The organism is Aquimarina besae (assembly GCF_042434905.1).
Classification (GTDB): domain Bacteria; phylum Bacteroidota; class Bacteroidia; order Flavobacteriales; family Flavobacteriaceae; genus Aquimarina.
Map to the genome: position 1 here is coordinate 3,837,256 of NZ_CP170199.1, position 26,058 is coordinate 3,863,313.

Genomic DNA, 26,058 nt, shown 5'->3' on the forward strand with positions numbered 1-26,058 from the left:
AAAATTGAGAACGTGTATTACCACTTCGTTCTCTCATTAAGAATTTTAAATGTTTCATACGATGAAGTAATTTTTAAAGTTCTTAAAGTTTGTTCCATCACTTTTAGTAAAATTGGCTGCAAAAATAAGCATAAATCAATAACCAAAAAACAAGTCTATTAAGTATGTTTTTAAAATTACACCGCCTTTTCTTATAGGAAATTATTAGAAACAGAACTCTCTATAAAATAAAATCCGTTCCCAATAAATTAACAACGGATTTTTAAATCCCGGATGTTACCTATTGTTTTAGTTAAAAATATACCGAAGCCCCACTTGTGCCTGCCATCTGGAATCCAGACTAAAATCATTTGCAAACGTGCTGGTCTGCGAAGTATCGAAGGAATATACCGGGGTATTGGTAGCGTCCACGGAGACACCAATAGGTTGATCATTAACCGGTATTTTGATTACACCCCAATCAGAGTTCAACAAATTCCCAAAATTCAGGATATCCACACTCAACTGAATTGTATTGGTCCTATCTCCTATCTGGAAATCATAATCCTGGAGCAACTTTACATCCCATCGCCCTCTCCAAGGACTAAGAATAGCATACTTTTCGGCATAATTACCTCGTCGCTCTCTAAGATATTCATCCTGTTGTATGTATGCTTCTAGAGCAGCTCTTTGATCAGCTTGTTCTACTGGGGTACCACTAAAGTTATAACTTGCTAATTCAGTTTCAGTTGGTATATAAATCAAATCATTCAGTACAGAACCATCATTATTAATATCACCAGAATATGTATAAGAGAATCTTCCGCCTTGAGCATATTCATAAAAAGCGCCCAGTGAGGTTCTCCACTGTTTGTTTTTTCCATAGCTGAAGGATTTATTGATTTGCCCCACGATCCTATGTCTATCTCCATATCTAGATGCGGTACTCACCGCCTGATTTACATTACCAAGCGCAGGATTTCTATCATATGCATCACTAGAAATTTCTGCATCCAAAGAACTAGCATCCTCTGCTTCTAAAAAATTATAAGCTACGCTGGCAAATAGTCCATTTTTAAAGTTTTTCTGAAGCTTAAACGACCAATTGAATGAATAACCAACATCTGTATTCGTAAAAACATAAGCGTTTGTAACTCCTCCAAATTCATTTACCGCTCTATCTGACGCCAGATAGATTGGTCTATCATCTACTCCGTTAAGTGTTCCTGAAGGAGTTGCTAATCCATAGTTTCTTACCATTTGAGCATTGATGTCTTCAGTATAAATAATATCCGTAGACGCTATCAGTCCATTTTTAAACTTATAATCGATACCTAAACTATTTCTAAATACTTGTGGAAATTGAAAATCAGGAGCAGATGTTGTATAAAAAAAGAAATTTGGATTTGCCACTTGATTGCCGATCCATACAAAAGGAAGACGGCCTGTAAAAATACCTGTACCCCCTCTAATCTGTAGTGTTTTATCACCTTTTACATCATAATTAAACCCCAATCTTGGTGAAATCAATAGTTTTTTAGATGGTAAATCCAAACTATTAAGATTCGTTGGATTTCCGTTTTCATCAAAATACGTTATTCCGGGTTGATAATTACCATCCGGGAATTCACCTCCTGCAGCTCTTTCAATATTCTCAGCAATTTTATCTCTGGTATCAAAGAAAAGGGGTTGATCTACTCTAATACCATATGTTAAAGTAAACTTATCACTTACTCTCCATTTATCTTGTGCATAAAATGCCAATTGTCCAACATTGGTTTCTGCCAAGGCCCAATTATCGGTTGCATTATTTGTATCAAAAACTGTTCTGGCATTAGCTATCGCCTCCGCTATAAGGCCATTATTAATTGCTTGTTCAAAACTATTGGTAGAACCGGGTGTATTGCGAACACTGTCAAAATCCGGTGCAAATGTTCCAACACCGCCGTTTGCGTTAAAATAAGTATATACACCCAAATTAAAAGAATTGTCAAACTCAAATCTCTCAAAACTACCTCCTAAAGTAATTGTATGCTTACCGGTTACAATATTTAAATTATTCGTTACCTGATATACCTTTTGTTCTAATCGATTATTAATCGAAAACGGCTCGTGTCCTGCCACAATGTACCGAACACCATCTTGTGCTATATTAATAGGTGGTGCGGGTGCAGAAAAAGGATCTCTACTATCATCAAAAAAGGTGTATCCTGCCTGAAATTTATTCGAGATATTACCTCCAGAGTTAGAATTCAGCTCTACTAAGAAAGAATTGATTTTATTTTTGATCGTATATCCGGCATTTCTAAATTGCAAGGTAGTTAGATCGGGACCTCTTCTTCCGGTGGCTTCGGGGTTTGCAGGTAAATCTCTGGAAGCATCTAGAAAGTTATAAATTACTGCTAGCCTATGATTATTACTGATATTCCAATCCAGTTTTAATATTCCTTTGGTGGATTCTGTATTGTGTGTGTATCCTTCATAAGGTCCGGTTTCGTAACCAAGTAAACTCAATTGTTGTGAAACATAATCCAAATCTTCGGCAGAAACCCGAGATACATTCGCCCCGGTTAATCCTGGTCTAGATGCTAAAAAATTAGACCCCAGATCTTCGCGATCGTCGATTTCAAAATTTCCAAAAACAAAGAGTTTATTTTTTATAATTGGACCGCCAACACTCAAACCATATTGCGCTTGTGTAAGATCAGGAACAATAATATCATCATCTCCCAATTTATCACCTGTTAAATCCTGATTACGATAAAAACCATATACAGTCCCTTTCCACTCATTGGTTCCGCTTTTGGTCACTGCATTAACAGATGCCCCTGTAAATCCTGCCTGAGTTACGTCATATGGTGCTGTAGATACCTGAATTTGGTCAATAGCATCCAAAGAGATCGGTTGTGCATTGGTCTGGCCACCGGGAGTTGCTGCATCCAACCCAAAAGGATTATTAAAAATAGAACCGTCTAAACTAAAGTTGTTAAACTGATCATTTCTTCCTCCAAAAGATCCATTACTAGATGCTGTGGGCTCTAAACGATAAAAATCTGCTGCAGAACGAGTAATCGTTGGTAATGATTTTAATTCTCTATTTCCTATACTGGTTTCTGCCCCGGTTCTTTCACTGCTAAATGTGGCATTTTTACTGGTGGTGATCACAACTTCTTCCAGCTGATTGTCATCTTCAATCATAACAACATCCAGATTATAGGTTTGTCCTAATTGCAGATAGATATCATCATATACTTTTTTCTTGAAACCAACATAACTTATAGTAACACGATACGGACCACCGACTCTAAGGTTTAAGAGATCGAAACGTCCATCAAAATTAGTAGTTCCACCATAAGTTGTTCCTGTTGGACCGTGTACAGCTGTTATGTTTGCCCCAGGTAATAATTGATTGGAGTTGTCATACACCAAACCTGAAATATTAGAGGTTGTTACCTGAGCTTGAATTGTGATTGTCAATAATACAATAACGAAGGTGAGAAGAGTTTTTTTCATTGATTGATATTTTTGTGTGAGTTATCAATGAAATTAAACAAAAAAACCGCTCATTTGAGCGGTTTGGTGTATTCTTATAAACCAGTTATCAACTAGTTATGAGATGTTCGAATTATTTTGCTTGTGCAATAACTTCAAAAGTAAGTGGTGTAATCACCGCTCTGTGTAGACGAACAGAGGCTTCATACTGACCTAAACGTTTGATAGTTCCACCAGGTACAGTAATAAACTTCTTTTCTAGCTCTACACCTTCTTTAGCCAAAGCTTCTGCAACATCAGTATTTGATATAGAACCGAATAATTTATCACCGGATCCAACTTTTGCTGCTATCTTAATTTCGAATCCAGCTATTTTCTTAGCTATTTTCTCAGCATCTTCGATTTCTTTCTTTTCTTTAAAAGCACGTTGCTTTAACGTCTCCTGTAATACTTTTTTAGCAGATGGAGTCGCAAGTACTGCATATCCTCCAGGAATTAAAAAGTTACGTCCATAACCGTTCTTCACTTCTACTACATCGTCTGCAAATCCTAGATTCTCAACGTCTTTCTTTAATATAAGTTCCATAATGTTATGACGAATTTTATTTTAATAAATCTCCAACGTATGGCATTAAAGCTAGGTGTCTAGCTCTTTTTACGGCAACACTCACTTTACGTTGATATTTTAAAGAAGTTCCGGTTAGACGACGCGGTAATAATTTTCCTTGTTCGTTTACGAATGCCATTAAGAAATCAGGGTCTTTATAATCAATATACTTAATTCCTGATTTTTTGAAACGACAATACTTCTTAGTTTTTGAAGTATCTATATTTAATGGAGTAAGATATCTAATTTCTCCATCTTTTTTTCCTTTAGCTTGTTGTTCTATAGATGACATAATTAAGCTTTTTGTTTGTTTCTATTTCTTCTCTTCTCAGCCCAAGCAATTGCGTGCTTGTCCAAACGAACAGTAAGGTAACGCATTACTCTTTCGTCTCTTCTGAACTCAACTTCAACAGTGTTGATAACTTCTCCTGGTACAGTGTACTCAAATAAGTGATAAAAACCACTTTTCTTGTGCTGGATTGCGTAAGCAAGCTTCTTAAGCCCCCAGTCTTCTTTAGATATCATCTTGGCACCGTTAGAAACAAGAATGTCTTCGTATTTCTTAACTGTTTCCTTTATCTGCTCTTCAGATAAAACGGGATTCAAGATGAAAACAGTTTCATAATGATTCATAAAAAATCTATTTTTAATTAAATTGGCTGCAAAAGTAACACTATTTTTTTGATTTTCAAACAAAAAACCACTTCGACGAAACACATCTTTTATCGATAAAAAGCGTAAAATGTTTGTGGAAATAATATATATTCATTAATATTGTATAGAATATTAACCTATGCAAGTGGAACAATCTCAATTAAAATGTGCAGTAGTAGACGATTCTCGTCTGCAAAGACTGGCTATTGTTAAATTAATAGATGAACATTCATCACTAGAATTAGTCGCTGAGTGGAATAATGCGATCGAGACAAAAAACGGTTTATTAGATACTCCGGTAGATTTATTATTTTTAGATATCGAAATGCCGATTCTAACAGGATTTGATCTTTTGGATGATTTAGAAAACAAACCTCATATCATATTTGTTACAGGGAAAACTAAATATGCTTTTAAGGCTTTTGACTATGATGCTATCGACTATTTAAGAAAACCTCTGAAAAAAGATCGATTTAATGCCGCTGTCGAAAAAGCATTAAGTATGTCTCGTTTAAACTCAGAACAGGCATCTGTTGAAGATGATGATTATATTTTTGTAAAAAGTAATCTGAAAAAGCGTAAAATATTTTTGAGTCAACTAAAATATGTTGAGGCTTTAGGTGATTACGTGAAATTAATTATGGAAGACGGTGATCCTATCGTAGTACTAGCAACGATGAAATCTTTTGAAGCAGAGCTGCCGAGCGATCGTTTTCTTAGAATACACAAATCATATATTGTTAATCTTGATAAAGTGGAGCGCTACAACAGTCGTAACATTGAGATTGCTGATGAAAAAATTCCGTTAAGCAGACATAAAAAACATTCTTTGATAGAAGCCTTGAGCGGATAAAAGAATCTTATGCGATAACACAAAAAATCTCACTTTTTTCAAAGTGAGATTTTTTCATTTTCCAGAGGGCATAACATTAATAATTATCAACATTAATGATGATCCTGACTCCAGCAAATTCTTTAATACTTTTAAAAGAACTCTCAACTTTTTTGATCACTTCTTTAGTTTTAGTAAGTGATTGACCGTGAGGTATCTTGATTAAGATATTCTTATTATATTGATTTCTAATTCTTGAAATTGGAGGAAACTCTGGTCCCAATACATTTTCCTTAAAAGTCATCGCTAAGGATTTTGCTAACCAAAGGGTTGCTTCGTTCACCTTATTATAATCCTTATGTCTTCCTGTGATCTTTATGATTCTATAAAACGGTGGGTATTTGTATTGATATCTTTCCTCAATCTGATCTTTATACATACCCTTATAATCATTTATGGACACCTGTTGTAGAATTTGATGAAAAGGATTATAGGTTTGGATTAACACTTTCCCTCTTTTACGTGTTCTTCCTGCTCTACCTGCCACCTGCAGCATTAATTGAAAGCTTCGCTCGTGTGCTCTAAAATCAGGAAAATTAAGAAGGTTGTCAGCATTCATTATCCCTACCAAAGTTACATTTCTAAAATCTAACCCTTTCGTAAGCATTTGTGTCCCTACAAGAATATCTATTTCTCCTTCTTCAAATTTATTGATAATTTTTTCATAACCGTGTTTCCCTCTTGTAGTGTCCTGATCCATTCTACCGATACGATGATCCGGAAACAACTCTATGAGCTCATTTTCTATCTGTTCTGTTCCGAAACCTTTGGTAGTAAGGTCGTGACTATCACAGGCCATACACTTTTGCAGCATTGCAATATGATATCCACAATAATGACATCGTAACTGATTACGGTAATTATGGAAAGTCAGACTTACATCACAGTTAGGGCATTGTGGTGAGTGACCACAGGTATTGCATTCGACTACAGGAGAGTATCCTCTTCTATTTTGAAATAAAATAACCTGTTCATTCTCTTTTAATGCTTCTTGTATTGCTATCAACAGGGTATCACTAAAATGTCCTGTCATTTCCTTCTTTTTATATTTGGTTTTAAGATCTACCAAATTGATATCTGGCATCAAGACATTTCCATATCTTCTAGTTAGTTCTACTAATCCATATTTTCCTTGTTCTGCATTATAAAAAGATTCTAAAGCAGGAGTTGCTGAACCCAAGACTACTTTTGCCTTAAAAAGATTAGCTAATACTACAGCGGTATCTCTTGCGTGATATCTGGGTGCCGGATCATATTGTTTGAAGGAGCTTTCGTGCTCCTCGTCTATTATAATCAGTCCAAGATTAGTAAACGGGAGAAATATGGAAGATCTTGCTCCGATCACAATTTGGGCTTTAGGCTTTGCATCCTTCACATTATTCCAAGCTTCTACTCTTTCGTTTACAGAATATTTAGAATGATACACTGTAAGTCTCTCTCCAAAATACTCCTGTAATCTCGTAATCAATTGGGTAGTTAAGGCGATTTCAGGCAACAAATACAAAACTTGTTTTTCTTGTTCTATTTGTTCCTCGATTAGTTTTACATAAACTTCTGTTTTACCTGAAGAAGTAACTCCGTGAAATAAACAAACGTCTTTTTCTAAAAGATAATTTTTAATACTCGCAAGTGCTTCTTCCTGATATTTATTTAAGTCTTTAGTTACGCTTTCAGCCGCACGCTCATACTGAACTCTATCTGTTTTTTTATGATACTCTTCTAATATATTCTTATCTATCAAAGTTTTGACAACCGCAGTACTACTATTTGCCTCTTTAATTAGCTCACCAACTTTGATTGCCTTTTTTGTTTTGGCTTGTAGCATAAAAAGATGCATCAATACATCTCTCTGCTTAGGTGCACGTGTCAATGAATCCAATAAAGTTTGTAAACCTGCTTCGCCAGCATATTGTGAATGTAATTTTACATATCTTACCAGCTTAGGTTTATACTGTTCATAAATCTCTTCTTGTACTGTAATAACCTGTTTTTCAATTAATCGTTTAATTAATGGAAGTACGCTTTTTTTTCCGACAATATCCATTACCTCCTGTATACGAAGCAAACTCTGATGCTGTAATGCTTCATAAAGCAAAAACTCATCGTCCTTTAACAAACTTTCATCTACAGATGTTTTATCATTCTTTAGGATAATAGTTTCGCTTTCTAACAAGAATGCTCCTGGCAAAGCCGCCCTCATCACTTCTCCTACAGAACACATATAGTATCTGGAAATCCAGGACCAAAGTTCTAATTGATTCGTAGTAACAATCGGAGTTTCATCCAAAATGTGTTCTATCTCCTTAGCCTCGTATACCTGAGGCGGTGTTTGATGTGTTTTTGTTACCAATGCGGCATATACTTTACTTTTACCAAACTGCACAGCAACTCGCATTCCCGGTTTCAAGAAAGAAGCTTCATTTTTATTAATACTATAGGTAAACTCTTTATCAAGAGGAATAGGAAGAATTACATCTATAAAATACGCCATCGATACTATTGATTCTCAACAAAAATACACCTTTAAGCTTATTACCTAAAACAAAAGCCTGATCAATTGATCAGGCTTTTGTTTATTTTAAGAATTTATTGTCTATCCATTATGTCCAAGCATTCCGCCTTTAATTAATTGACAAGCAGGCTCATTTCCTAACCAAATTTTAAATAAAGCGTATTTAAAATCTCTTCCTTCTATATAGCCAACTTCTTCTCCGTTTTTGAAAGTTCGTATACCTTTTCCTTTTATATAAACTAAATCATAAAAATCATTGATCTGTGTACTACTACCAAATAACTCTAAAAACTCATCAATTCTCTTATCTAGACTTTGGGTATTACCGAACATTGCATCGTCGAATCCTTTTCTAAAAACTTTCTTCATTCTTTTGTTAGTCACCTTTTTAGAATTGATCACCAATCTGATCGCCATGCTCTCATCAGCATCCAAAACTTTTCGATCGTCAGAATATTTATTTACTGTATACAGTCCACCTGAATATGTTTCAACACCTAAGACTTTTCTAACACCTGCACCGTTAAGGGTAAGTTCTTCTCCTTCAAAAGTTACTTTATAAGGCACAACAGCATCCCCCACTCTTATTTGAGCCGTTGCAATTGTAGTCAAGATCAGTAAAATAGATAAGGTACATATTTTTTTCATGATTTAGTTTTTTTAAAAATTACAAAAGCTTAGTTCTGTATTTTTAAATAAACTAACAACTAAGAATGTTAAAATTTTCTTTAAATAAAAATGTACCGAGGAATCTTACACCTTAATCCATTGTTGCGTTCTAAACAAAAATGCAATATATCCTCTTACATTTAGGGTATTAGGGTCGTCTTCATCGACCCATATTTTACATTTGTAGACTTTACCATTCTCAGGATCCATAATGGTCCCATCTTCATATTCATCACCATCTTTTTGTAGCCCTTTAAGAATAACCATTCCCTCGATGGGTTTATTATAATCAGCACCTTCACACTCTTTACACAATTTATCACGATCAGATTCTTTCAGAATTCTAGCAATTTTACCATATATTTTATTGTCTTTTTTGTAAATCTCTACAATAGATTTAGCTTCTCCTGTATTATCATCGATCGTTTTCCATTTTCCAACTATTTCACTTTGGGCATTCATAAAGCTGGTGACAAGAACGCAAGCTATGATAAGGATTTTTGAAAATTTCATTGTCATACGTAGTTTTTAATTAAAAGTTCAATATAGAAAATATGATGAAAACAAAAAAGCTACCTACACCGTAGATAGCTTTTACTTTTTTAAATTTTTCTTTGGTGTGAATTACTGAATTCCCAGCATTCCGTTTTTAATTCCTTCACTAGCAGGTTCATCCCCTAACCAGATTTTGAATAATGCATATTTAAAGTCTCTTCCTTCGATCATGCCTAGTTCTTTATCATTCTTAAAGGCAACTACGCCTTTATCCTTTATATACACAATATCAAAGATGTCATTTTTAACGATAGGTTCATTAAAAAACCTGATGAATTTGTTAATTCTCTCATCTAACGCTTTTGTGTTTCCAAAAGTAGCTTTATTAAAACCATCTTGAACCGCTTTGATCATTTTCTTCTGCGTAACAAAACCTGAAACTATGTTCAATTTTATTGCCATCGTTTCATTTGCATCAAGAATTGCTCGTGGATCTTTGCTTTTATTTTGTAGATAAAGTCCTCCTGCATATAAATCAATCCATAACATTTCACGCATCCCCGCTCCATTTAACTTAAGATCTGTATCACCAAAATTTTCTTCATAAGGTAACACAGCTTTACCTACTCTGATTTGTGCCGTAGCAGTATTTATAGAAATAAGTGCTACGATTAGTAAAGTAATTTTTTTCATTTTTGTTAAAGTTTTATCTGGGGTGTATTAATATTTAGTTTTCTATTTTTTTCTGCAAAAATAACAAAATCTGTTATGCGCGCATAGTAACAATTGAAAAAAAACGTTAAATTTGTGTATTTCACCGCTAAAATAATGCTTTTTATCCTAAAAAGCGCCTAACAATTCATTTTTTAAACCTTTATCAGCAGGATTATCTCCAATCCATATGTTAAATAATGCTTTTTTAAAGTCTAATCCTTCTACGTGTCCTTTTTCTACTCCATCCTTATAAATCACGCTTCCTTTTCCTTTTTCGTAAACTATATCGTAAATCTGCCCTTCTTCGATTTCATCTTTGATAAACCCTACAAATGTATTGATTCGTTTATCTAAAGAGGCTGTATTTCCTTTTGTAGATTTTTTGAAACCGTCTCTTAGCGCTGATTCCATTTTACTTCTCGACATCATACCCGATACTATATGTAATTTGATCGCCATAGTTTCATCTGCAGCAGCAATTGAACTGGCGCTAGCACTTTTTTTCTTAAGATATAATCCTCCTGCGTAAATATCAAAAAAGAACTTCTCTCTCATTCCTGCACCATTAATCGTCAACTCTTCTCCGCTAAAAGTTACCGTACCTGGTAATGTTGCATCTCCAACTTTCACTTGAGCCTGAGCTGTTCCTACCGTTACTAAAAGAATAAATAATAAGCTTAATTTTTTCATTTTAATTAAATTAAATGTTTGTATGCTGCTAAAATATTAAAAATTCTTCTTCAATTTTATTAGGGATGCATTTAATTCGAAACCTAATAAAAGTAAATTTGCATTGAGCCAGATATATACCATTAAAATTAACAAAGCACCGATAGATCCATACAGTTTATTGTAGTTCGAAAAGTTATCTATATATACTCCAAAAAAATACGTGGTTATCATTATGAGAATAGTAGTCATAAAGGCTCCGGGGGAAAAGAATCTATTCATTTTACCTTCGGTTGTTCCAAAGTAAAATAATGTAGCTACTACTAAAAATATCATTAAAACAAATAATCCGTATTTTCCAAATTGCAGCCAAAAAACAGTATTATCCATTACTCCCATTTCTTTTAAATTTTCTAATAAGTAACTAAAATATAATGTTACTATTACCGTGATTAACAATAACGATGCCACAATTAGAGAAACTCCTAATGCAACAATGTATTGTTTTACAAAATTGCGATTTAGAGTAACGTGATAAGAATACTCAAAGCCAGAAAACACGGCATTGATTCCGTTTGTCATTAAAAAAAGGGACAATATGAAAACTGTGGATAATAGTCCTGTTCTCGGATTGGCAGAAATATCATTATAGATTTCCTCGAAAAACAATTTAGACTGATTAGGTAATGCAGAGGTTATAAATTCGAAAAAGTTCTCTTGAAAACCATCTATTTGGATAATCGGTATAAGATTTAGTAAAAATAGAAGAAAAGGAAACAAGGATAAAAAGAAACTCCACGAAATAGAACTAGCCCTTGCCGAAAAAGTCCCTTTTAAGATACCAATAGTATATATTTCTACTAAGTCATACAATGAAAGTCCTTCAAAACCGGGAAGAATAATTTTCTTACCAATCTTAACCAGGATATTAATGATTGGTATTTTGTTAAGCTTATCTTCGACCGCTTTTGACATAATTTACACTGCTTTCAAACTTAAATCCAAATTGTAAACAGAATGTGTAAGGGCCCCGCTACTAATAAAATCTACTCCGCATTCTGCATATTTGCGTACTGTTTTTTCGTTGATTCCACCACTTGATTCTGTTAAACAGGTATCTCCGATAAGTTCTACAGCTTTTCTAGTATCCTCGTAATTGAAATTATCAATCAATATTCGGTATACACCCGGTGTTTTTAATATTTCTTTGATTTCATCCAGATCTCTCGCTTCTACGATTATCTTTAGATCTTTATCATTATCTTTTAAATATTTTTTTGTTTTTTCTATAGCTTTTGTAATGCCGCCGGCAAAATCGATATGATTATCTTTTAGCATAATCATATCATATAAAGCAAATCTATGATTTACTCCGCCACCAATTTTTACTGCCCATTTCTCTAATGCTCTGATTCCCGGTGTTGTTTTTCTCGTATCCAGAATTTTAGTACCTGTACCTTCCAGTAATTGTACGAATTGATTAGTCTTTGTTGCAATCGCACTCATTCGTTGCATAGCATTAAGCACCAACCTTTCAGCTTTCAAAATAGATTGAGAGCTACCCGATACATAAAAGGCAACATCTCCGTACTTTATTGTTGATCCGTCCTCTATGATTACCTCAACTTCCATTTCTGAATCTACATATTGAAATACCTTTTTCGCAAACTCGACGCCTGCTAATATCCCTTCATCCTTTACTAACAATTTCGCTTTGCCGGTTGCGGATTTGGGAATACACGCCAAAGAACTATGGTCACCGTCTCCCACATCTTCTCTGATGGCATTCGCAATTATTAATTCAATTTCATTATCAAATTGAGCTTTTGTAATCATATCGAATGGTTATTTTTGCTAAAGTAGGAAAAGAAATTAGAAGTACGAAGTCGTACATACAATGACCCTAAAGAAACTATATCCATGACGATACAATTAATAGCGATCGGTAAAACAGATCATAAACAACTGGATAATCTTATTGCAGCATATATCAAAAGATTAGGGTTTTACGTGAAATTTACTTTTGAAATCATTCCGGATATTAAGAATTCAAAAAATCTGAGTGAAGCTCAGCAAAAAGATAGGGAAGGAAAATTAATTTTAAATAAGATCAATACTTCAGATGTTTTGATATTACTGGATGAAAAGGGTAAACAATATGATTCTGTTGGTTTTTCTGAATTGTTACAAAAACATATGAATAGCGGTATCAAGCAATTGATTTTTGTGATTGGTGGTCCATATGGTTTTAGCCAGGAAGTATATCATAGAGCTAACGGTAAACTTTCATTATCAAAAATGACATTCTCTCATCAAATGATTCGGTTATTTTTTATTGAACAACTATATAGAGGTTTTACCATCCTAAGAAACGAGCCTTATCATCATAGGTAATTATAAGTTCATCTTTTTGATATTTTCTTCATTAATCAATAATTGAGGGAGATCTATGTCTTTGACCGGTAAATAAATGATTATTTTTTCTACAGCATCCTTTAGAATTTTTAGTTCTATTTCTTTTTCTATATTTCCATAATAAATACTCCATCCCTTTAATAGATCACCTGATCTAAGTCCTGCATTGTAAGCAGATGAATTAGGCACTACGTCAGTCACAATTTTGGTTTGTTTATCATAGGAAAAACCTTGATCGAAAACTTTAGCTTTTGAGCTAAATTTTATTCCGTGATTAATGAAAATAGTACTAAGATCATACAGTTCTCCTTTCACAATATGTTTTTCAAAAAAGGGATCAATATTTTCAGATATAAATTGGTTTACTGATTTGATAAATACTTCTGAATTTAGTTTTATACCATTTTTTGATTGTTGCAAAAGATCTCTCATCACATCGTCAAGACTAAATTTATTATTAGATCCTCTTTTTATTTTTAAATCTAAAATAAAAGCAAAGACAGAACCTCTGTAATATGGAAGCTTTTCATAATCACGATTAGACCAGAAATTATCATAAGTGATTTCACTATTAGGTACAACTGCTACTGGAGAAGTATATAGATTTTTAATTGTGATATTCATCTGATTGATAAAATCTCCTGTATCAGATCCTAACATCTTATTTTTTGCAATATTTTTTTGTGTGAAGTAATCGGTAAATCCTTCACTAAACCAGTATTGCTCCTCTTCGTTTTCATTTTTTATTGCGTGTCCAATCCAATTATGCATCAATTCGTGATTAAATAAATATCGTAATTGTTCAATGGATGATTGATCATTATTAGAGATGGAAGTGGCGAATGAATTCGTCAAACCTGTGCCTCCAAAGCTGCTTCCCTCGTTTTGAGGAAATGGCATCATGGTGACTGTAAAATATTTTTGTGAATGATCTTTCCAAAAACTACGCTGTACTTTTACTGTTTGATATAATAAGTCGAATACTTCAGCATCTTTGAAAGGTATCCAATCTCCTCTCGTGGCTAACACTAGTTGATTATTTTTTATATCGTTTGAGTAAATTCTAAAATCTCCCCCGACAAAAATTGCAGAATGAAATTCCTCCTCTGTTAGGTCCTTTAACTCTTGTACTCTTTGTTCACTTCCAAAACTATTATGAATAATAAAATCCGAGGGGAAATCATTCCAATTTAATACTACATCAAACTTTTTATTATTTTCTGACGTTAGATTCTCTGGCAGCATAAACATATTATGTGAGAAAATATGGAAATACTCCTTTTTAATGATTGGACGATAACTATTTTGGGCATTTATATCTGTTTTAAAGTCTTGTTTAAGAAAATATTCAAAATGAATCTGTTTTGTGCCGCTAGGGTGCGAAATCTCTATCCAACCACTATCTTTATTTTTAGTTATCAAACCTTTCTGATCTAAAAGATTCATTTTATGAATAGTATTGTAAATATCTTTTTCTCCCCACGCATCATTTTGAAACCAAAGTTTTGTGGATTTTTTGGAATTTGGTTTGAATACCATATTTATTTTGATATAAGGAATACCGTCTTTTACTATTTGTGAGATATTATAGGTAACTTTATTATTTACGGATTTTGAGCAAGAAAACAAAAAAGCGCAAAGAGATAACAAAAAAAATATTCTTTTCATTTTGATATAATTTAAAGCGAATGTAAAAATAAATTTATTTAACTAAAAACTTAGTTTAATGAATTTTATCGTGCTAAAAGCGTAAGATGTTCTTGCAAGACTTAAAATCTTTTTTACTTCTATTTTTTAATCAACTCTCTTAATTCACTAAAAACATCTATTAGATCTTCTACCAGATCAATAGACACAGCTTCTTTATCCAAAAAGATAGATAATTTACCTTTTCTTAATTTAACCTTATATCCTTCTTCTCCTCTAGTATTATAGTTCCAGATATGCGATCCATAACTTGTAGACATTTTTGCATTTAGGTGTTCTTTTAAAAAGCTTTTTACCTCATCTGTTTTATGGGACGGAAAGCTTGCCTTTAACGTATAAATATCATCTGTATTAGAAATAGAAATATTTATTTTATACCCATTATCACTGGTATCATCACTAGAATAGTTAACTGTTACCTTAGAATTAGAACTTGTTTGCGCGTTGATTATAGGCATTGTAAACGCCATACATAACACTAAAATGATTGTTTTCATAATATTCGTTTTTTGATGAATGATTCATTATCCACTTAAGATGGATAGGTTATTGATTGATGTTTAAATGTATTGATTATTAACTCTTTTCTGCGTTTGAAGTGATCGATTTTAGTTCTTTACCTATTTCTACAAATCTCTTAATGAGTTTATCTGATGCAAGATTCTTATTTAGATTAATCCTTAATTTATTTCCTTTTAATCTCACTTCATACATTTCTTCATCATCCACTTCTTTATTCCAGAAATAGGTATCGTCCTTAACCATTATATTTTCTTTCCCAAATTGATCTATCAAATATGATTTTACATCAGATTTCATATGCTTCATAAATCGAATTTTTATTCTATAATCATTATCCATGTCTAATGTGACAAAAGACCTATAGAATTTTTTATGCTCAGCATCAGAGTCATATGTCAATGCAAATTCTGAAGAAGATTTTGATGAGCTAGTTTCTGTTGTTTGAGCTATAGTTGTACATATTCCTAAAATAAGACTGACTGTAATTAAAATTAATGTTCTCATAATATTCGTTTTTTGATCTGCCACAGGCAGAAAGATTAATGATTGAACTATTTTATAGGGCATTTACATAATTCTTTTTGTACTTTTTTATAGATTTCCAAATACTCTGTACAGATCTAAGGATATCTTTGTCTCCTTCTAAACCTGTATTCATAAAGAATACCGCTCCTATTTTATCTTTTTTATTGAAATACATAAGCGTTAATATACCCGGATCAGATCCATTATGTCCTATTTTTCCGGAGGAGGATACTTCCCAAAACAATCCGTAATTATCTTTTAATTCTTTTTTACTATTAAATTGTTCTTTGGTTACCTGCGGTGACATCATATTCTGAAAAGATGATGTTTGAAGAATACTTTTTTCTCCATAATACCCTTTCATTAAACCTTGGAGATATTTAGATAAATCTTCTATATTGCTTCTAAATCCGCCATCGGGATAGGTAATTAATTTATATCTTGGAATTTTATTTCCTGATTCTGTATATATAGAAGCATATTGATCTTTATCAACAGATGTATAGGACCAACCTGAATTTTTCATTCCTAAAGGATCTAGTATGTATTGTTGTGTATACTTCTGAAAAGAAGTATTTGTTGCGATTTCTATGATATATGCCAATAAAGCGGATCCAACATTAGAATATTCAAATCTATCTCCGGGTTGATGCTTTAAAAAATTACGCTGATCATACCATTCGCCTTGAGGAGTTAGATGATTTTTAAGAAAGTTTTCAAGGCTATATTTCTTATTAGTCCTCATCATCTTCAATTCTTTATATTCTTTTTTAGTAAAGCTCTCTTCCTTTAGTTCTACTCCTTCTTCCAAAACATAACTTTTTTCATATGCATCGGTATCCAAAATAGAAGACGTATGCGTAGCAAGATGCTTTACGGTAATCGGAACTTGTGGATATTTAGGATGATTGATCTTAAAGGGCAAAATATCATTGATAGGTGTATCTATCGTTATTTTACCGTCTTCAATTGCTTTCATCAAAGCTATTCCTACAAAAGTTTTAGAAACGGAACCTATGTTTTGTATTGTTCGAGGGGTATATTTTTTCTTTGTTTCAATATCTGCATAACCAAAACCGTTTTGATAAAGTATTTTATCGCTGGTCATTATAGAAACTCCAAAACCAGTAATTTTACTAGTTCTATATATAGAATCTATTTCTTTTTGTAATTGATCTACTGACGTTTGTGCGTTGATACAAAATGACACTGCTATACACAGAATAACACTTAATGTCCTCATAATTTTTCGTTTTATGATTGATGATTGATGATTGATGAAATTTGTTTATTCTAAGTTAAATGTGAGACCAACTCCTCTCACGCTTTCAATTCTTATCTTTTTATCTTGTTTAAAATACTTTCTTAATCTACTGATAAATACATCCATACTCCTTCCTGAAAAGAAATCGTCATTTCCCCAAACGTCCTTTAGCAGGCTCTCTCTCTTTATCATTGTATTCTTGTGATCGTACAGATACTGGATTAAAATCGTTTCCTTTTCTGTAAGTTTTTGTCGTTCTCCATTTATTTTTAAGCAATAATTGGTTGCATCAAACTTATAATCGCCTATGGTAATAATTTCTTCTTGTACTGCCTGAGTTCTTTGTGATCTTTTTAGGATGTTCTGAAGTCTTAGAACCAAAATATCTGCTTCAAAAGGTTTTACGATGTAATCATCGGCTCCTAGTTTTAATCCCCGGATTTTATCCTCTTTCATTTTTTTTGCGGTAAGAAAAACAAATGGAGTTTCCGGGTTGATTTCGATTACTTTTTCGGCCAACGTAAACCCATCCATTTTAGGCATCATCACATCAAAAACGCAAATATCGAATTCCTCTTCAGAAAAGAGTTTCAAAGCCTCTTTACCATCTTGTGCCCAAACCACTTTATATCCGTGAAGCTCTAAATATTGTTTTAAAATACTTCCAAAATCAAAGTCATCTTCTGCTAGTAATACATGCTTCATACTTATGCGTTTACGGGTACTATTATTGTAAATGTAGTTCCTAAATCAGGTTTACTCTCTAAAGAAATTGTTCCTTGATGTGCCTTAACAATCTGACTGGTATAAAACAATCCTAATCCTAAACCTTTTACATCATGAATATCTCCTTTGCTGACACGATAAAACTTCTCAAAAATCTTACGTTGTTCTTTTTCTGAGATTCCAATTCCATTATCGTGAATAGATATCTCATAATGATCATCTTTAAGGTATGTTCTAAAAACAATTTCTACTTTTTCTTTGCCGTATTTTACAGCATTATCCAAAACATTTAGTAAGGCCGTAGTAAACATAAATTTGTCAATGCTTAAATGCACTTCTCTAAATTCAATCTTGGATGTGATACTGACATTTTTATTCTGAACAGATAATTCAAAATCCTTCAAAACGTTCTGAAAATAGGTGTCATCTAGTATTTCTTCTTTTTTAAGCACTATTTCTTCAGAACCCAAGCTATTAGTAACTACCTGATCAACCAACTTCTGCAACCTACTGTTCTGACGATCAAGAATATCCAGTGTATTTGAAAATGCGTCTGGAGAATTCTGTATTTCGGGTTTTCTTAAACTCTTAGATGCAATTCCTAAAGTCGCCATTGGAGTTTTAAGCTCGTGCGTAATATTATTTATGAAATCAGTTTTTATATCTGCTAATTTCTTCTGACGGATCAAATTCCTGATTGAATAGAACATCAGACTCACTACAAAAAGAAGTAACAGTATAGAAAAGATAAATAAAGTAGCCATCTGTTTAAACACTATTCGTTTCCAACCTATAATATTGATATAATCTACAGTTCTCACCTCTATATCCAAAGACATTTTGATCGATCCTCCATTAATTTCGTTTTCATAATCCAAATCCGTAAACCAGCGAGCTTTACTCATGACTACTTCATCTTTCTTAGGAAATTTTTCTCCAAACGCATATATGTTTTCCCCATTCGAAGCGTAAAAAATGGTATCCATCTTTTCATCTTCAAAAATCACAATACTTTTAATATCCTTTTTGTACTGTATATCATATTCTAAATTGCGGCTTGCTATTTCTTTTTTGTAATATTTTATAAATAGGTCATTTAAAGAATCTGCTTTAGGTTTAAATTTATTTAGTGCCTCTTTTTTCTGGATATTATTTTGCTTATACTCAGCAAGACTTTTACTTAAATACGTATACCAGAGCTCTGCTAAGGAATCCATCTCTTTAGTATTATCAATGTTATTTATAGCTCTCTTTGTTTCCTTTATAAATACATCCTTCTTTAGTTGATATGTATTATGTATCAGGTAAGCCTGAATAGCGGATAGTGCTAGCAATGCTGTCACAGATGTTATAACAAGTATCTTTATCTTTTTTTTCATTATAAACTGGTCTTGATGATTTTGATGGCTTTTTTCAATTGTTCTTTTGTACCCAAGATATGATGTTTTGGACTAAACTTCTCTCTGGGAGTACCATTTATATGAAATAATTTTTCTACAGGGATTTGAAATCCGATATTAGTTTCCGGTAGTGTATAGTTATAAACTGCCCCCAGTAAACCAGCCATATCTGTTCCTACGATCTCTGCTCTTTTCATACCATCAAATCCAATCGTAATTCCTTCTCCCATACTTCCAGTCCATCTGCCACAAAGAACAACCAATGGCTTTTCATATGTTTTCCCTCTTGGAGAAACCAATTCAACAGTATTTCTCTTTACTCCGAATAACTTTTCTTCATAAATAAAGCTATGACGTTGATAAGGAGCTTCTTTTGTTATAAACCTTCCCATAATAGCTCGTGCCACCGTTGTGTTTCCACCACTAGGAGTATCTCTAAGATCCAAAATAAGTTCATTTGTGTTTTTTACATCATCCAAAGCCTTGTCAAAAACCTGAATCGTATTTTTATTTCCCAAAGAATTATTGATTTTTATATATCCAATATTATTTTCAATTACGTTTGCGTCTACGAGCTTTGCTGATCTATTATTCTTTACATTTTCAATATTGAATGTTAATGAGCCATTAACATTGATACTCCTTTTCGAATTGTGAGTTCCGGCCAATAACAGATTTCCTGCATATTCATACATTTTGTCAGTATATGTCTCAACACTTTTAGGTAAAAATCTTTTTATCGCTTCAGAAATTGGAATACCATTGTACCCAGTTACTTCCATCCCTAGTAATAAGCCGGATTTTTCTGCCGGAAATCCTTCTCTAATTGCAGATACCATAAAACCATCATTTTTATAAGATACCCATATATCGGTTCCTGTTGGGATTACTCTGCTGGATGAAGCCAGGTTTGTATTAAGACCAATATGACCATTATAAAGCTCATTATTAGTCATTTCTAACAAACGAATAAAATCACCATCATTTTGTATTGTATCTACAGAAGGTTGATATATCCTTTTTACTGCGTTCCAATCTGTTTTTTGAACATCGAGATACCCAAAATACTGATTCACTGCATTCCAATAGTAATCAAAGTCTTTCTGATACTTTGTTTGTCCATAAGAACCGGAAACTATACACAAAATGATGATGATTCTTAACATTACAATTCGCTTTTTGATTGTTGATGTCATCAAAAGTATGGCAAACTTGTGTTGAATCCGAAGCATTTAGGACCGTTAACCCACCGTTAACGTTAATACATATTTACCTAGTAATAAAATAACCCGTTTAAGGAGATAAGTTAATAGAGTATCAAAAGGATTAATTATTACATTTGCGAACTAATCAACTTTTCTTTTCATGCAAGCCTATCTAAAGCTCATTAAATTTGATAATCTCATCCTGATCGCAATAGCACAATTATGTATCAAATATGGACTTTTTCAACCCTTTCAAATTGATATTACTTTAAATGGTTTCGGTATTGCTCTTTTGGTAATTTCTACAATCTCTCTTGCAGCAGCTGCTAATGTGATGCTTGAAATACAGAATAAAGAAAATTCGAATCGAAAAGGACTACAAAATGGGGCGATCACGGATAAAACTGCCAATCGACTATTTATAATGTTCAATGTAATTGGTGTAGCGATAGGTTTTTATTTATCCAATATTACTGGCAACCCAAAACTAGCCGCACTATTTATTGTAGTTTCAGGTGTATTCTATATTTATGCTACGTATTTACGTGAAATCCTTATAGTCAAAAATATCATTCCGGGTCTTATGATGTCTCTTGCTTTGATTGGAGTGGCCATTTTTGATTTACTCCCTGCAATAACAGAGCAGAATAGAGCATCGCAAAAAGTGATTTTTTTGATCGTCATAGACTATGCGGTTTTTGCTTTAATCATTATTACTATTAGAGAAATTGTAAAAGACTGCCTGATGATGAACAGAGATCATAATCTTGGTATTCAAACTTTACCCATCGCTCTGGGTAAAAATCGAACAACAAAACTAATTAGCGGGTTGTCTGCACTACCCATCGGATTGATTGTTTATTACATATACACCTATCTTTTTATGAATTCTACGGCGGTCTTAATTGTGTTAGGCTTTTTGGTCGCTCCTTTACTATTTTTTATGTTTAAAAGTTGGAATGCAGAAAATAATAAAGATTTTAAGTCATTACGTCTTATTCTTAAAATAGTCTTGTTTTTATCCTCTTTATCATTTTTGCTGTATCAATATATTCTGTTATAAAGTATGCTTAAAACATTATTACAAAATCACCAAATTATTTTGGCTTCCGGATCGCCGAGAAGACAACAATTTTTCAAGGATCTGGATCTGGACTTTTCTATTCAACTAAAAGAAGTAGAAGAAGTATATCCAGATCATCTTAATGCTTCTGAAATCTCTGATTATTTGGCAGAGTTAAAAGCTAAAGAATTTACACAATTACAACCAAATGATATTTTAGTTACCAGCGACACCATTGTTTGGCACCAGAATAAAGCACTAGGAAAACCAAAGAATATCGAAGATGCCAAAAAAATGATCTCTAGTCTTTCAGGACAAACTCACGAGGTTATCACTTCGGTATGTTTTAAGACTCCAAAAACTACCAAAACCATTAACCAAACCACCAAAGTTACTTTCAAAACACTATCATCAGCAGAAGTTGACTATTATGTCGAAACATTTTCTCCTTTGGATAAAGCAGGAGCTTATGGCATACAAGAATGGATTGGGTACATTGGTATCACTCATATAGAAGGTAGTTATTTTAATGTGATGGGGTTACCTGTTCAACTTGTTTATGAAACGTTAATAGAACTTGCCGGATCATAGCTTTATTGTACTTTAGACATCATAAAATTGATTTATAGAAATCAGCAGAGTGTTCTGCAAGCACTCAAAAATCATTCAACAACTGAAAGGATAATATTATGAAAAAGTTACTCCTCCTTATCGGGATATTAGGTGTTCTGATATGTATTGCCTGTAGTAATATCAAAGCAGATGAAAGGAAAACTACTACAGAAAAAACGACCACCGAAAATAATAAACTCTTATCAAAACCGGCAAAAGAGCTTTCTTCTGAATTTAAGGAATACTGGTATGCCGGTAATGCAGAAATCACTTCGTATAAACTAGATCAAGCAAGATATGGCGAAATCAGAGAAGGAAAAGCAGTTTTGATCTACGTTACCGAAGACTTTTTACCAAAAGTACAGGTGAAAGCAGATTACCAAAACGATAAAAATATTCCTGTTCTAAAACTAAATGCAACTAAAAAATTTAATACAGGAATTTATCCATATTCGATTATGCAAAGTACTTTTTATCCTGTTGCAGACAACCAACACGCAATAAAAGTTTCAAGCTCTATGCAAGAATGGTGCGGTCATGTATACGCACAATTAAATAATAGAGAACAATTTGATATAGTTTCACATTCCTATTTTCAAGGAGAAGCCGATCAGAATTTTTCGTTGCCTAAAGATATTCTAGAAAACGAAATATGGACAAAAATCAGAATCAATCCCGATGATCTTCCGACCGGAGATATTAAGATTATTCCTTCGCTAGAATATTGTCGATTAAAACATAAAGAAATAAAAGCATACCCTGCAAAAGCCAGTTTACAAAAAAATAACGAAGTGCGTATTTATACTTTAGATTATACAACTTTAGACAGAAGCATCAGTATCACCTTTGGTAATACTTTTCCGTACGAAATAGAAAGTTGGACAGAAACCTTTAGTAGTGGTTTTGGTGCAAACGCCAAAAAGCTAACTACTACCGCTACCAAGCTGAAGCAAATTAAGTCAACATATTGGAATAAAAACAACAATAATGACGAAGTACTTAGACAAGAACTAGGGCTTTAGGAATTAACACTAATTTTATTAATAAACATACTATGACAAAACTAACTGAAGCCGAAATAACATCCCGATTAGAAAAAATGGATGGTTGGGAATATGAAGACAATGCACTACACACTTCATTCGAATTTGAAAATTTTAAAGATGCATTTTCAGCCATGTCTCGCATTGCTTTTGAAGCTGAAGCGTTAAATCATCATCCTGATTGGTCCAATGTATATAATGTAGTTACTATTAGTTTATCTACGCATGATGCTGATGGTATTACCGAAAAAGATTTCCAACTGGCTAAGGCAATCGACGGCATTGTTGAAGAAGAATAAAAATTTAAATCGGAAATAAACTTCCACTTGTGAAACTTTTGGTTTCTACTTATGTTTGTATTTTGATTTTAAATTTAGATTATGGGAAGAGCTTTTGAGTTCAGAAAGGCACGTAAAATGAAACGTTGGTCAGCGATGTCCAAAGCGTTTACTCGTATAGGTAAAGATATTGTAATGGCTGTAAAAGAAGGTGGTCCTGATCCAGCTTCTAACTCACGTCTTAGAGCAGTGATACAGAACGCCAAAGCTGTAAATATGCCAAAAGACAATGTAGAACGTGCCATCAAGAAAGCTTCTGATAAAGATCAAAGTGACTATAAAGAGGTACTGTTTGAGGGATATGCTCCACACGGAATAGCTATTCTGGTTGAAACAGCTACCGATAACAATAATAGAACGGTTGCCAATATACGATCCTACTTTAATAAGTGTGATGGCAATCTAGGCACTTCTGGTTCTGTAGAATTTATGTTCGACCATACCTGCAACTTTAGAATTAATGGAGAAGATCTTGATCCTGAAGAATTGGAATTAGAATTTATTGATTTTGGTGCAGAAGAAGTATTCCAGGATGAGGATGGAATATTAATATATGCTCCTTTTGAAAGTTTTGGTGCGATCCAGAAAGAATTAGAAAAGAGAGATATTGAAATTTTATCCTCTGGTTTTGAACGAATTCCGCAAGTGACTAAAAAACTCACTCCGGAACAAGCTGCCGATGTAGAAAAACTTCTTGAAAAAATAGAAGAAGATGATGACGTGCAAAATGTTTATCATACTATGGAGGAATCTTCCTAAAATTAAGGGAAATAATAAACAAAAGTTAAAGTTAAAAAAGAGTTAAATTAAAATTTGACTCTTTTTTTTATTTGCTTAAATTCGCGCCTTAATTTTAAAAAACCCAAAATGAAAAAAATTACTTTTTTATTCGCATTCATTTCTGCTTTAGTGCTAACTTCTTGTTCAAGTGATGACGATGGAGCTATTGTTGAAGTTACTAATCAAATTTCTTATGCAGGTACTGTAGTTAATGTATCAGAAGCTGAAGTTGAAGACTTTGGAACTACAACTGAACAAGGTTATTATAATCTTGATTTTACTGTAAGTGGAACTAATGACAATGTTCCTTACGAATTTTATGCTGAACTTTTTTCTCCTGTTTCTGGAGAAAACGCAGTGTTTACTCCTGGAACTTTCAATTTCTCGGCAACCACTCCAGATAATCCTGCTTTTCACTTTAACATTGTAACATTAAGAGTAGATGGAATTACTTTTGATGCAATTGGTGGAACTGTTACCATTTCTGGTGGAGAGAATAATAATTACACGATTGTTGCTGATATCCAATTGAATAATAACGAAATGGTAACTGTAAGTTTTTCAGGTACTTTTACAGAAATATAATCAAAAAATTATAACATTAATCGAAAGGCCGCCCGACAAGGCGGTCTTTTTTTTGTTAGGTTTACAAGGTTTATTCGACCTAGTTAAAAATTAGCCTAATGATAAAGCAATGGACCACTTTCTTATTTCTGTCTTTCGGAATATTTTCTTACGCCCAGAGCATGAACAACGACATCTTAAGTGAGATTATTACCAAAAATGCGGATACATTAGCTGGAGTATCAGGAAACTGGCAGTTTGTTTATAAAGAAACTATGATGCTTTGCATTACGGACTCTGCTAATAATAGAATGCGTATTATATCCCCTATCACAGAATCCGGTAATCTTGATAAAGATTTGTTATTAGATACAATGACCGCTAACTTTCATTCTGCTCTTGATGTGAAATATGCGATCTCTAATGGCATTCTTTGGTCTGCATATGTTCACCCATTGAAGGAACTAAGCCGTGAACAAGTTGAAAGTGCCATATCTCAGGTGTATCTTGCTGCAAAAACTTTCGGAACTACTTTTTCCAGCACAGAATTGCTTTTTGGTGCAGATGCTTTGGAAGAAGAAAATAAAGAAGACCCTAAAAAAGAAATCATTAAAAAAGAAAAAACTCGTAAATTCTAAGCTTCCGGTTCAAAGCTGTACTCGGGAATCTTTCCTTTTACACCTTTAAAAAAACCATACATATATTCTAAATCTTTATCAATATCATCCGTAGGGTAAAATGCCGAAGACACCACTACTCTTTTCTTCCCAAAATCAAAAGCGACCATGATAATAGGTACGTTAGCGGCTTTTGAGATATAATAAAATCCTGTTTTCCAGGTCGAAACTTTTTTCCTTGTTCCTTCTGGAGCCAAAGTTAATCTTAGTTCATCACGTTTTTCAAATTCTTTGGCAATCGCATCTACTTTATTCTGACCGGGAGTTCTATCAAGAGCGATTCCTCCAACTTTTCTAAAGTACCAACCAAATGGCCATTTAAAAAGTTCTTTCTTTCCCATAAAACTGATCTTTACTCCTGCTATTTGCCTTACTAATAAACCAATATAAAAATCATGCCAGCTAGTATGTGGTACTACAATGACTACACATTTTTTAATATTACCCTCGTCAAAATCTCCTATCATCTTCCATCCCATTATTTTGTGAAATATAAAAGATGAAAATTTTCTCATGGTTGTTTGATTATGAAAT

At 33.1% G+C, this 26,058-nt stretch carries 28 protein-coding genes; 9 read left to right on the plus strand and 19 right to left on the minus strand.

Annotated features, from left to right (window positions below; genetic code table 11):
• Positions 1–288 precede the first annotated feature (288 nt).
• The 4 genes from ACE94K_RS17045 to rpsF form a co-directional block, all read right to left on the minus strand.
• Entirely contained in the window at positions 289–3,492 is a 3,204-nt protein-coding gene (locus ACE94K_RS17045) for a carboxypeptidase regulatory-like domain-containing protein (RefSeq protein ID WP_378175079.1), read from the minus strand.
• Between the two features lie 112 nt (positions 3,493–3,604).
• Positions 3,605–4,057 (minus strand): 50S ribosomal protein L9, encoded by a 453-nt coding sequence (gene rplI / locus ACE94K_RS17050; RefSeq protein ID WP_378175082.1) that lies wholly within the window; start codon positions 4,055–4,057, stop codon positions 3,605–3,607.
• A gap of 16 nt (positions 4,058–4,073) precedes the next feature.
• Positions 4,074–4,373 carry a 30S ribosomal protein S18 gene (gene rpsR / locus ACE94K_RS17055; protein WP_174412104.1) on the minus strand — a complete coding sequence of 100 codons (300 nt, stop codon included), beginning with the start codon at positions 4,371–4,373 and terminating at the stop codon, positions 4,074–4,076.
• Complete coding sequence (gene rpsF, locus ACE94K_RS17060; protein ID WP_378184300.1) at positions 4,373–4,711, minus strand: 30S ribosomal protein S6; 339 nt, start codon at positions 4,709–4,711, stop codon at positions 4,373–4,375. Before rpsF ends, rpsR begins: the two co-directional genes overlap by 1 nt.
• A 160-nt stretch (positions 4,712–4,871) precedes the next feature.
• Here rpsF and ACE94K_RS17065 point away from each other — a divergent pair, with 160 nt between their 5' ends.
• Complete coding sequence (locus tag ACE94K_RS17065) at positions 4,872–5,585, plus strand: LytR/AlgR family response regulator transcription factor (protein ID WP_378175085.1); 714 nt, start codon at positions 4,872–4,874, stop codon at positions 5,583–5,585.
• A gap of 76 nt (positions 5,586–5,661) precedes the next feature.
• On the opposite strand, the gene priA is transcribed toward ACE94K_RS17065, so the two are convergent.
• The 7 genes from priA to nadC form a co-directional block, all read right to left on the minus strand.
• Positions 5,662–8,115, minus strand: a complete 2,454-nt coding sequence (gene priA, locus ACE94K_RS17070) for a primosomal protein N' (RefSeq protein WP_378175088.1) — start codon at positions 8,113–8,115, stop codon at positions 5,662–5,664.
• A gap of 102 nt (positions 8,116–8,217) precedes the next feature.
• Entirely contained in the window at positions 8,218–8,784 is a 567-nt protein-coding gene (locus tag ACE94K_RS17075; RefSeq protein WP_378175090.1) for a chalcone isomerase family protein, read from the minus strand.
• A gap of 105 nt (positions 8,785–8,889) precedes the next feature.
• On the minus strand, positions 8,890–9,318 hold the full coding sequence (locus ACE94K_RS17080; RefSeq protein ID WP_378175093.1) for a DUF2147 domain-containing protein: 429 nt from the start codon (positions 9,316–9,318) through the stop codon (positions 8,890–8,892).
• A gap of 111 nt (positions 9,319–9,429) precedes the next feature.
• Complete coding sequence (locus ACE94K_RS17085; RefSeq protein ID WP_378175096.1) at positions 9,430–9,993, minus strand: chalcone isomerase family protein; 564 nt, start codon at positions 9,991–9,993, stop codon at positions 9,430–9,432.
• 147 nt (positions 9,994–10,140) lie between these two features.
• Positions 10,141–10,704 carry a chalcone isomerase family protein gene (locus tag ACE94K_RS17090; protein WP_378175099.1) on the minus strand — a complete coding sequence of 188 codons (564 nt, stop codon included), beginning with the start codon at positions 10,702–10,704 and terminating at the stop codon, positions 10,141–10,143.
• Between the two features lie 36 nt (positions 10,705–10,740).
• Positions 10,741–11,658, minus strand: a complete 918-nt coding sequence (locus tag ACE94K_RS17095; protein WP_378175102.1) for a YihY/virulence factor BrkB family protein — start codon at positions 11,656–11,658, stop codon at positions 10,741–10,743.
• A gap of 3 nt (positions 11,659–11,661) precedes the next feature.
• Positions 11,662–12,519, minus strand: coding sequence for a carboxylating nicotinate-nucleotide diphosphorylase (gene nadC / locus ACE94K_RS17100; RefSeq protein ID WP_378175105.1), 858 nt, complete (start codon positions 12,517–12,519; stop codon positions 11,662–11,664).
• A gap of 84 nt (positions 12,520–12,603) precedes the next feature.
• Here nadC and rlmH point away from each other — a divergent pair, with 84 nt between their 5' ends.
• Complete coding sequence (gene rlmH, locus ACE94K_RS17105; RefSeq protein WP_378175108.1) at positions 12,604–13,077, plus strand: 23S rRNA (pseudouridine(1915)-N(3))-methyltransferase RlmH; 474 nt, start codon at positions 12,604–12,606, stop codon at positions 13,075–13,077.
• Here the strand turns inward: rlmH and ACE94K_RS17110 are convergent, their stop codons facing one another.
• The 7 genes from ACE94K_RS17110 to ACE94K_RS17140 form a co-directional block, all read right to left on the minus strand.
• Positions 13,078–14,766 (minus strand): M1 family aminopeptidase, encoded by a 1,689-nt coding sequence (locus ACE94K_RS17110; protein ID WP_378175111.1) that lies wholly within the window; start codon positions 14,764–14,766, stop codon positions 13,078–13,080.
• A gap of 119 nt (positions 14,767–14,885) precedes the next feature.
• Positions 14,886–15,302: a hypothetical protein gene (locus ACE94K_RS17115; RefSeq protein WP_378175114.1), complete on the minus strand. Its 417-nt coding sequence runs from the start codon at positions 15,300–15,302 to the stop codon at positions 14,886–14,888.
• Between the two features lie 79 nt (positions 15,303–15,381).
• Positions 15,382–15,831, minus strand: a complete 450-nt coding sequence (locus ACE94K_RS17120; protein ID WP_378175116.1) for a hypothetical protein — start codon at positions 15,829–15,831, stop codon at positions 15,382–15,384.
• Between the two features lie 52 nt (positions 15,832–15,883).
• Entirely contained in the window at positions 15,884–17,095 is a 1,212-nt protein-coding gene (locus ACE94K_RS17125) for a serine hydrolase domain-containing protein (protein WP_378175119.1), read from the minus strand.
• Between the two features lie 45 nt (positions 17,096–17,140).
• A complete protein-coding gene (locus tag ACE94K_RS17130; RefSeq protein WP_378175122.1) occupies positions 17,141–17,821 on the minus strand; it encodes a response regulator transcription factor in 681 nt (226 codons plus the stop codon).
• A gap of 2 nt (positions 17,822–17,823) precedes the next feature.
• Positions 17,824–19,221 carry a sensor histidine kinase gene (locus tag ACE94K_RS17135; protein ID WP_378175125.1) on the minus strand — a complete coding sequence of 466 codons (1,398 nt, stop codon included), beginning with the start codon at positions 19,219–19,221 and terminating at the stop codon, positions 17,824–17,826.
• Entirely contained in the window at positions 19,221–20,408 is a 1,188-nt protein-coding gene (locus ACE94K_RS17140) for a S41 family peptidase (RefSeq protein ID WP_378175128.1), read from the minus strand. The genes ACE94K_RS17135 and ACE94K_RS17140 overlap by 1 nt, the downstream gene beginning before the upstream one ends.
• Before the next feature lie 199 nt (positions 20,409–20,607).
• Here ACE94K_RS17140 and ACE94K_RS17145 point away from each other — a divergent pair, with 199 nt between their 5' ends.
• The 7 genes from ACE94K_RS17145 to ACE94K_RS17175 all read left to right on the plus strand — a co-directional run bounded on the left by ACE94K_RS17145 (position 20,608) and on the right by ACE94K_RS17175 (position 25,485).
• Positions 20,608–21,510, plus strand: a complete 903-nt coding sequence (locus tag ACE94K_RS17145) for a geranylgeranylglycerol-phosphate geranylgeranyltransferase (RefSeq protein WP_378175131.1) — start codon at positions 20,608–20,610, stop codon at positions 21,508–21,510.
• Positions 21,511–21,513: 3 nt separating this feature from the next.
• Positions 21,514–22,101: a Maf-like protein gene (locus ACE94K_RS17150; protein ID WP_378175133.1), complete on the plus strand. Its 588-nt coding sequence runs from the start codon at positions 21,514–21,516 to the stop codon at positions 22,099–22,101.
• Between the two features lie 98 nt (positions 22,102–22,199).
• Entirely contained in the window at positions 22,200–23,144 is a 945-nt protein-coding gene (locus ACE94K_RS17155; RefSeq protein WP_378175136.1) for a septum formation inhibitor Maf, read from the plus strand.
• 32 nt (positions 23,145–23,176) lie between these two features.
• Positions 23,177–23,464 (plus strand): 4a-hydroxytetrahydrobiopterin dehydratase, encoded by a 288-nt coding sequence (locus ACE94K_RS17160; protein WP_378175139.1) that lies wholly within the window; start codon positions 23,177–23,179, stop codon positions 23,462–23,464.
• 81 nt (positions 23,465–23,545) lie between these two features.
• Complete coding sequence (locus tag ACE94K_RS17165) at positions 23,546–24,262, plus strand: YebC/PmpR family DNA-binding transcriptional regulator (RefSeq protein WP_378175142.1); 717 nt, start codon at positions 23,546–23,548, stop codon at positions 24,260–24,262.
• 108 nt (positions 24,263–24,370) lie between these two features.
• Entirely contained in the window at positions 24,371–24,868 is a 498-nt protein-coding gene (locus tag ACE94K_RS17170) for a hypothetical protein (RefSeq protein WP_378175144.1), read from the plus strand.
• Positions 24,869–24,966: 98 nt separating this feature from the next.
• On the plus strand, positions 24,967–25,485 hold the full coding sequence (locus tag ACE94K_RS17175) for a hypothetical protein (RefSeq protein ID WP_378175147.1): 519 nt from the start codon (positions 24,967–24,969) through the stop codon (positions 25,483–25,485).
• On the opposite strand, the gene ACE94K_RS17180 is transcribed toward ACE94K_RS17175, so the two are convergent.
• Positions 25,482–26,039: a 1-acyl-sn-glycerol-3-phosphate acyltransferase gene (locus tag ACE94K_RS17180; protein ID WP_378175150.1), complete on the minus strand. Its 558-nt coding sequence runs from the start codon at positions 26,037–26,039 to the stop codon at positions 25,482–25,484. The two genes, ACE94K_RS17175 and ACE94K_RS17180, sit on opposite strands and share 4 nt — an antisense overlap.
• Between the last annotated feature and the right edge of the window lie 19 nt (positions 26,040–26,058).

What these genes read in the sequence shown, in the direction of transcription:
- ACE94K_RS17045 (WP_378175079.1), bottom strand. Translation starts at nt 3,492, where the DNA reads ATGAAAAAAACTCTTCTCACCTTCGTTATTGTATTATTGACAATCACA.
- rplI (WP_378175082.1), bottom strand. Translation starts at nt 4,057, where the DNA reads ATGGAACTTATATTAAAGAAAGACGTTGAGAATCTAGGATTTGCAGAC.
- rpsF (WP_378184300.1), bottom strand. Translation starts at nt 4,711, where the DNA reads ATGAATCATTATGAAACTGTTTTCATCTTGAATCCCGTTTTATCTGAA.
- ACE94K_RS17065 (WP_378175085.1), top strand. Translation starts at nt 4,872, where the DNA reads ATGCAAGTGGAACAATCTCAATTAAAATGTGCAGTAGTAGACGATTCT.
- priA (WP_378175088.1), bottom strand. Translation starts at nt 8,115, where the DNA reads ATGGCGTATTTTATAGATGTAATTCTTCCTATTCCTCTTGATAAAGAG.
- ACE94K_RS17075 (WP_378175090.1), bottom strand. Translation starts at nt 8,784, where the DNA reads ATGAAAAAAATATGTACCTTATCTATTTTACTGATCTTGACTACAATT.
- ACE94K_RS17080 (WP_378175093.1), bottom strand. Translation starts at nt 9,318, where the DNA reads ATGAAATTTTCAAAAATCCTTATCATAGCTTGCGTTCTTGTCACCAGC.
- ACE94K_RS17085 (WP_378175096.1), bottom strand. Translation starts at nt 9,993, where the DNA reads ATGAAAAAAATTACTTTACTAATCGTAGCACTTATTTCTATAAATACT.
- ACE94K_RS17090 (WP_378175099.1), bottom strand. Translation starts at nt 10,704, where the DNA reads ATGAAAAAATTAAGCTTATTATTTATTCTTTTAGTAACGGTAGGAACA.
- ACE94K_RS17095 (WP_378175102.1), bottom strand. Translation starts at nt 11,658, where the DNA reads ATGTCAAAAGCGGTCGAAGATAAGCTTAACAAAATACCAATCATTAAT.
- nadC (WP_378175105.1), bottom strand. Translation starts at nt 12,519, where the DNA reads ATGATTACAAAAGCTCAATTTGATAATGAAATTGAATTAATAATTGCG.
- rlmH (WP_378175108.1), top strand. Translation starts at nt 12,604, where the DNA reads ATGACGATACAATTAATAGCGATCGGTAAAACAGATCATAAACAACTG.
- ACE94K_RS17110 (WP_378175111.1), bottom strand. Translation starts at nt 14,766, where the DNA reads ATGAAAAGAATATTTTTTTTGTTATCTCTTTGCGCTTTTTTGTTTTCT.
- ACE94K_RS17115 (WP_378175114.1), bottom strand. Translation starts at nt 15,302, where the DNA reads ATGAAAACAATCATTTTAGTGTTATGTATGGCGTTTACAATGCCTATA.
- ACE94K_RS17120 (WP_378175116.1), bottom strand. Translation starts at nt 15,831, where the DNA reads ATGAGAACATTAATTTTAATTACAGTCAGTCTTATTTTAGGAATATGT.
- ACE94K_RS17125 (WP_378175119.1), bottom strand. Translation starts at nt 17,095, where the DNA reads ATGAGGACATTAAGTGTTATTCTGTGTATAGCAGTGTCATTTTGTATC.
- ACE94K_RS17130 (WP_378175122.1), bottom strand. Translation starts at nt 17,821, where the DNA reads ATGAAGCATGTATTACTAGCAGAAGATGACTTTGATTTTGGAAGTATT.
- ACE94K_RS17135 (WP_378175125.1), bottom strand. Translation starts at nt 19,221, where the DNA reads ATGAAAAAAAAGATAAAGATACTTGTTATAACATCTGTGACAGCATTG.
- ACE94K_RS17140 (WP_378175128.1), bottom strand. Translation starts at nt 20,408, where the DNA reads ATGTTAAGAATCATCATCATTTTGTGTATAGTTTCCGGTTCTTATGGA.
- ACE94K_RS17145 (WP_378175131.1), top strand. Translation starts at nt 20,608, where the DNA reads ATGCAAGCCTATCTAAAGCTCATTAAATTTGATAATCTCATCCTGATC.
- ACE94K_RS17150 (WP_378175133.1), top strand. Translation starts at nt 21,514, where the DNA reads ATGCTTAAAACATTATTACAAAATCACCAAATTATTTTGGCTTCCGGA.
- ACE94K_RS17155 (WP_378175136.1), top strand. Translation starts at nt 22,200, where the DNA reads ATGAAAAAGTTACTCCTCCTTATCGGGATATTAGGTGTTCTGATATGT.
- ACE94K_RS17160 (WP_378175139.1), top strand. Translation starts at nt 23,177, where the DNA reads ATGACAAAACTAACTGAAGCCGAAATAACATCCCGATTAGAAAAAATG.
- ACE94K_RS17165 (WP_378175142.1), top strand. Translation starts at nt 23,546, where the DNA reads ATGGGAAGAGCTTTTGAGTTCAGAAAGGCACGTAAAATGAAACGTTGG.
- ACE94K_RS17170 (WP_378175144.1), top strand. Translation starts at nt 24,371, where the DNA reads ATGAAAAAAATTACTTTTTTATTCGCATTCATTTCTGCTTTAGTGCTA.
- ACE94K_RS17175 (WP_378175147.1), top strand. Translation starts at nt 24,967, where the DNA reads ATGATAAAGCAATGGACCACTTTCTTATTTCTGTCTTTCGGAATATTT.
- ACE94K_RS17180 (WP_378175150.1), bottom strand. Translation starts at nt 26,039, where the DNA reads ATGAGAAAATTTTCATCTTTTATATTTCACAAAATAATGGGATGGAAG.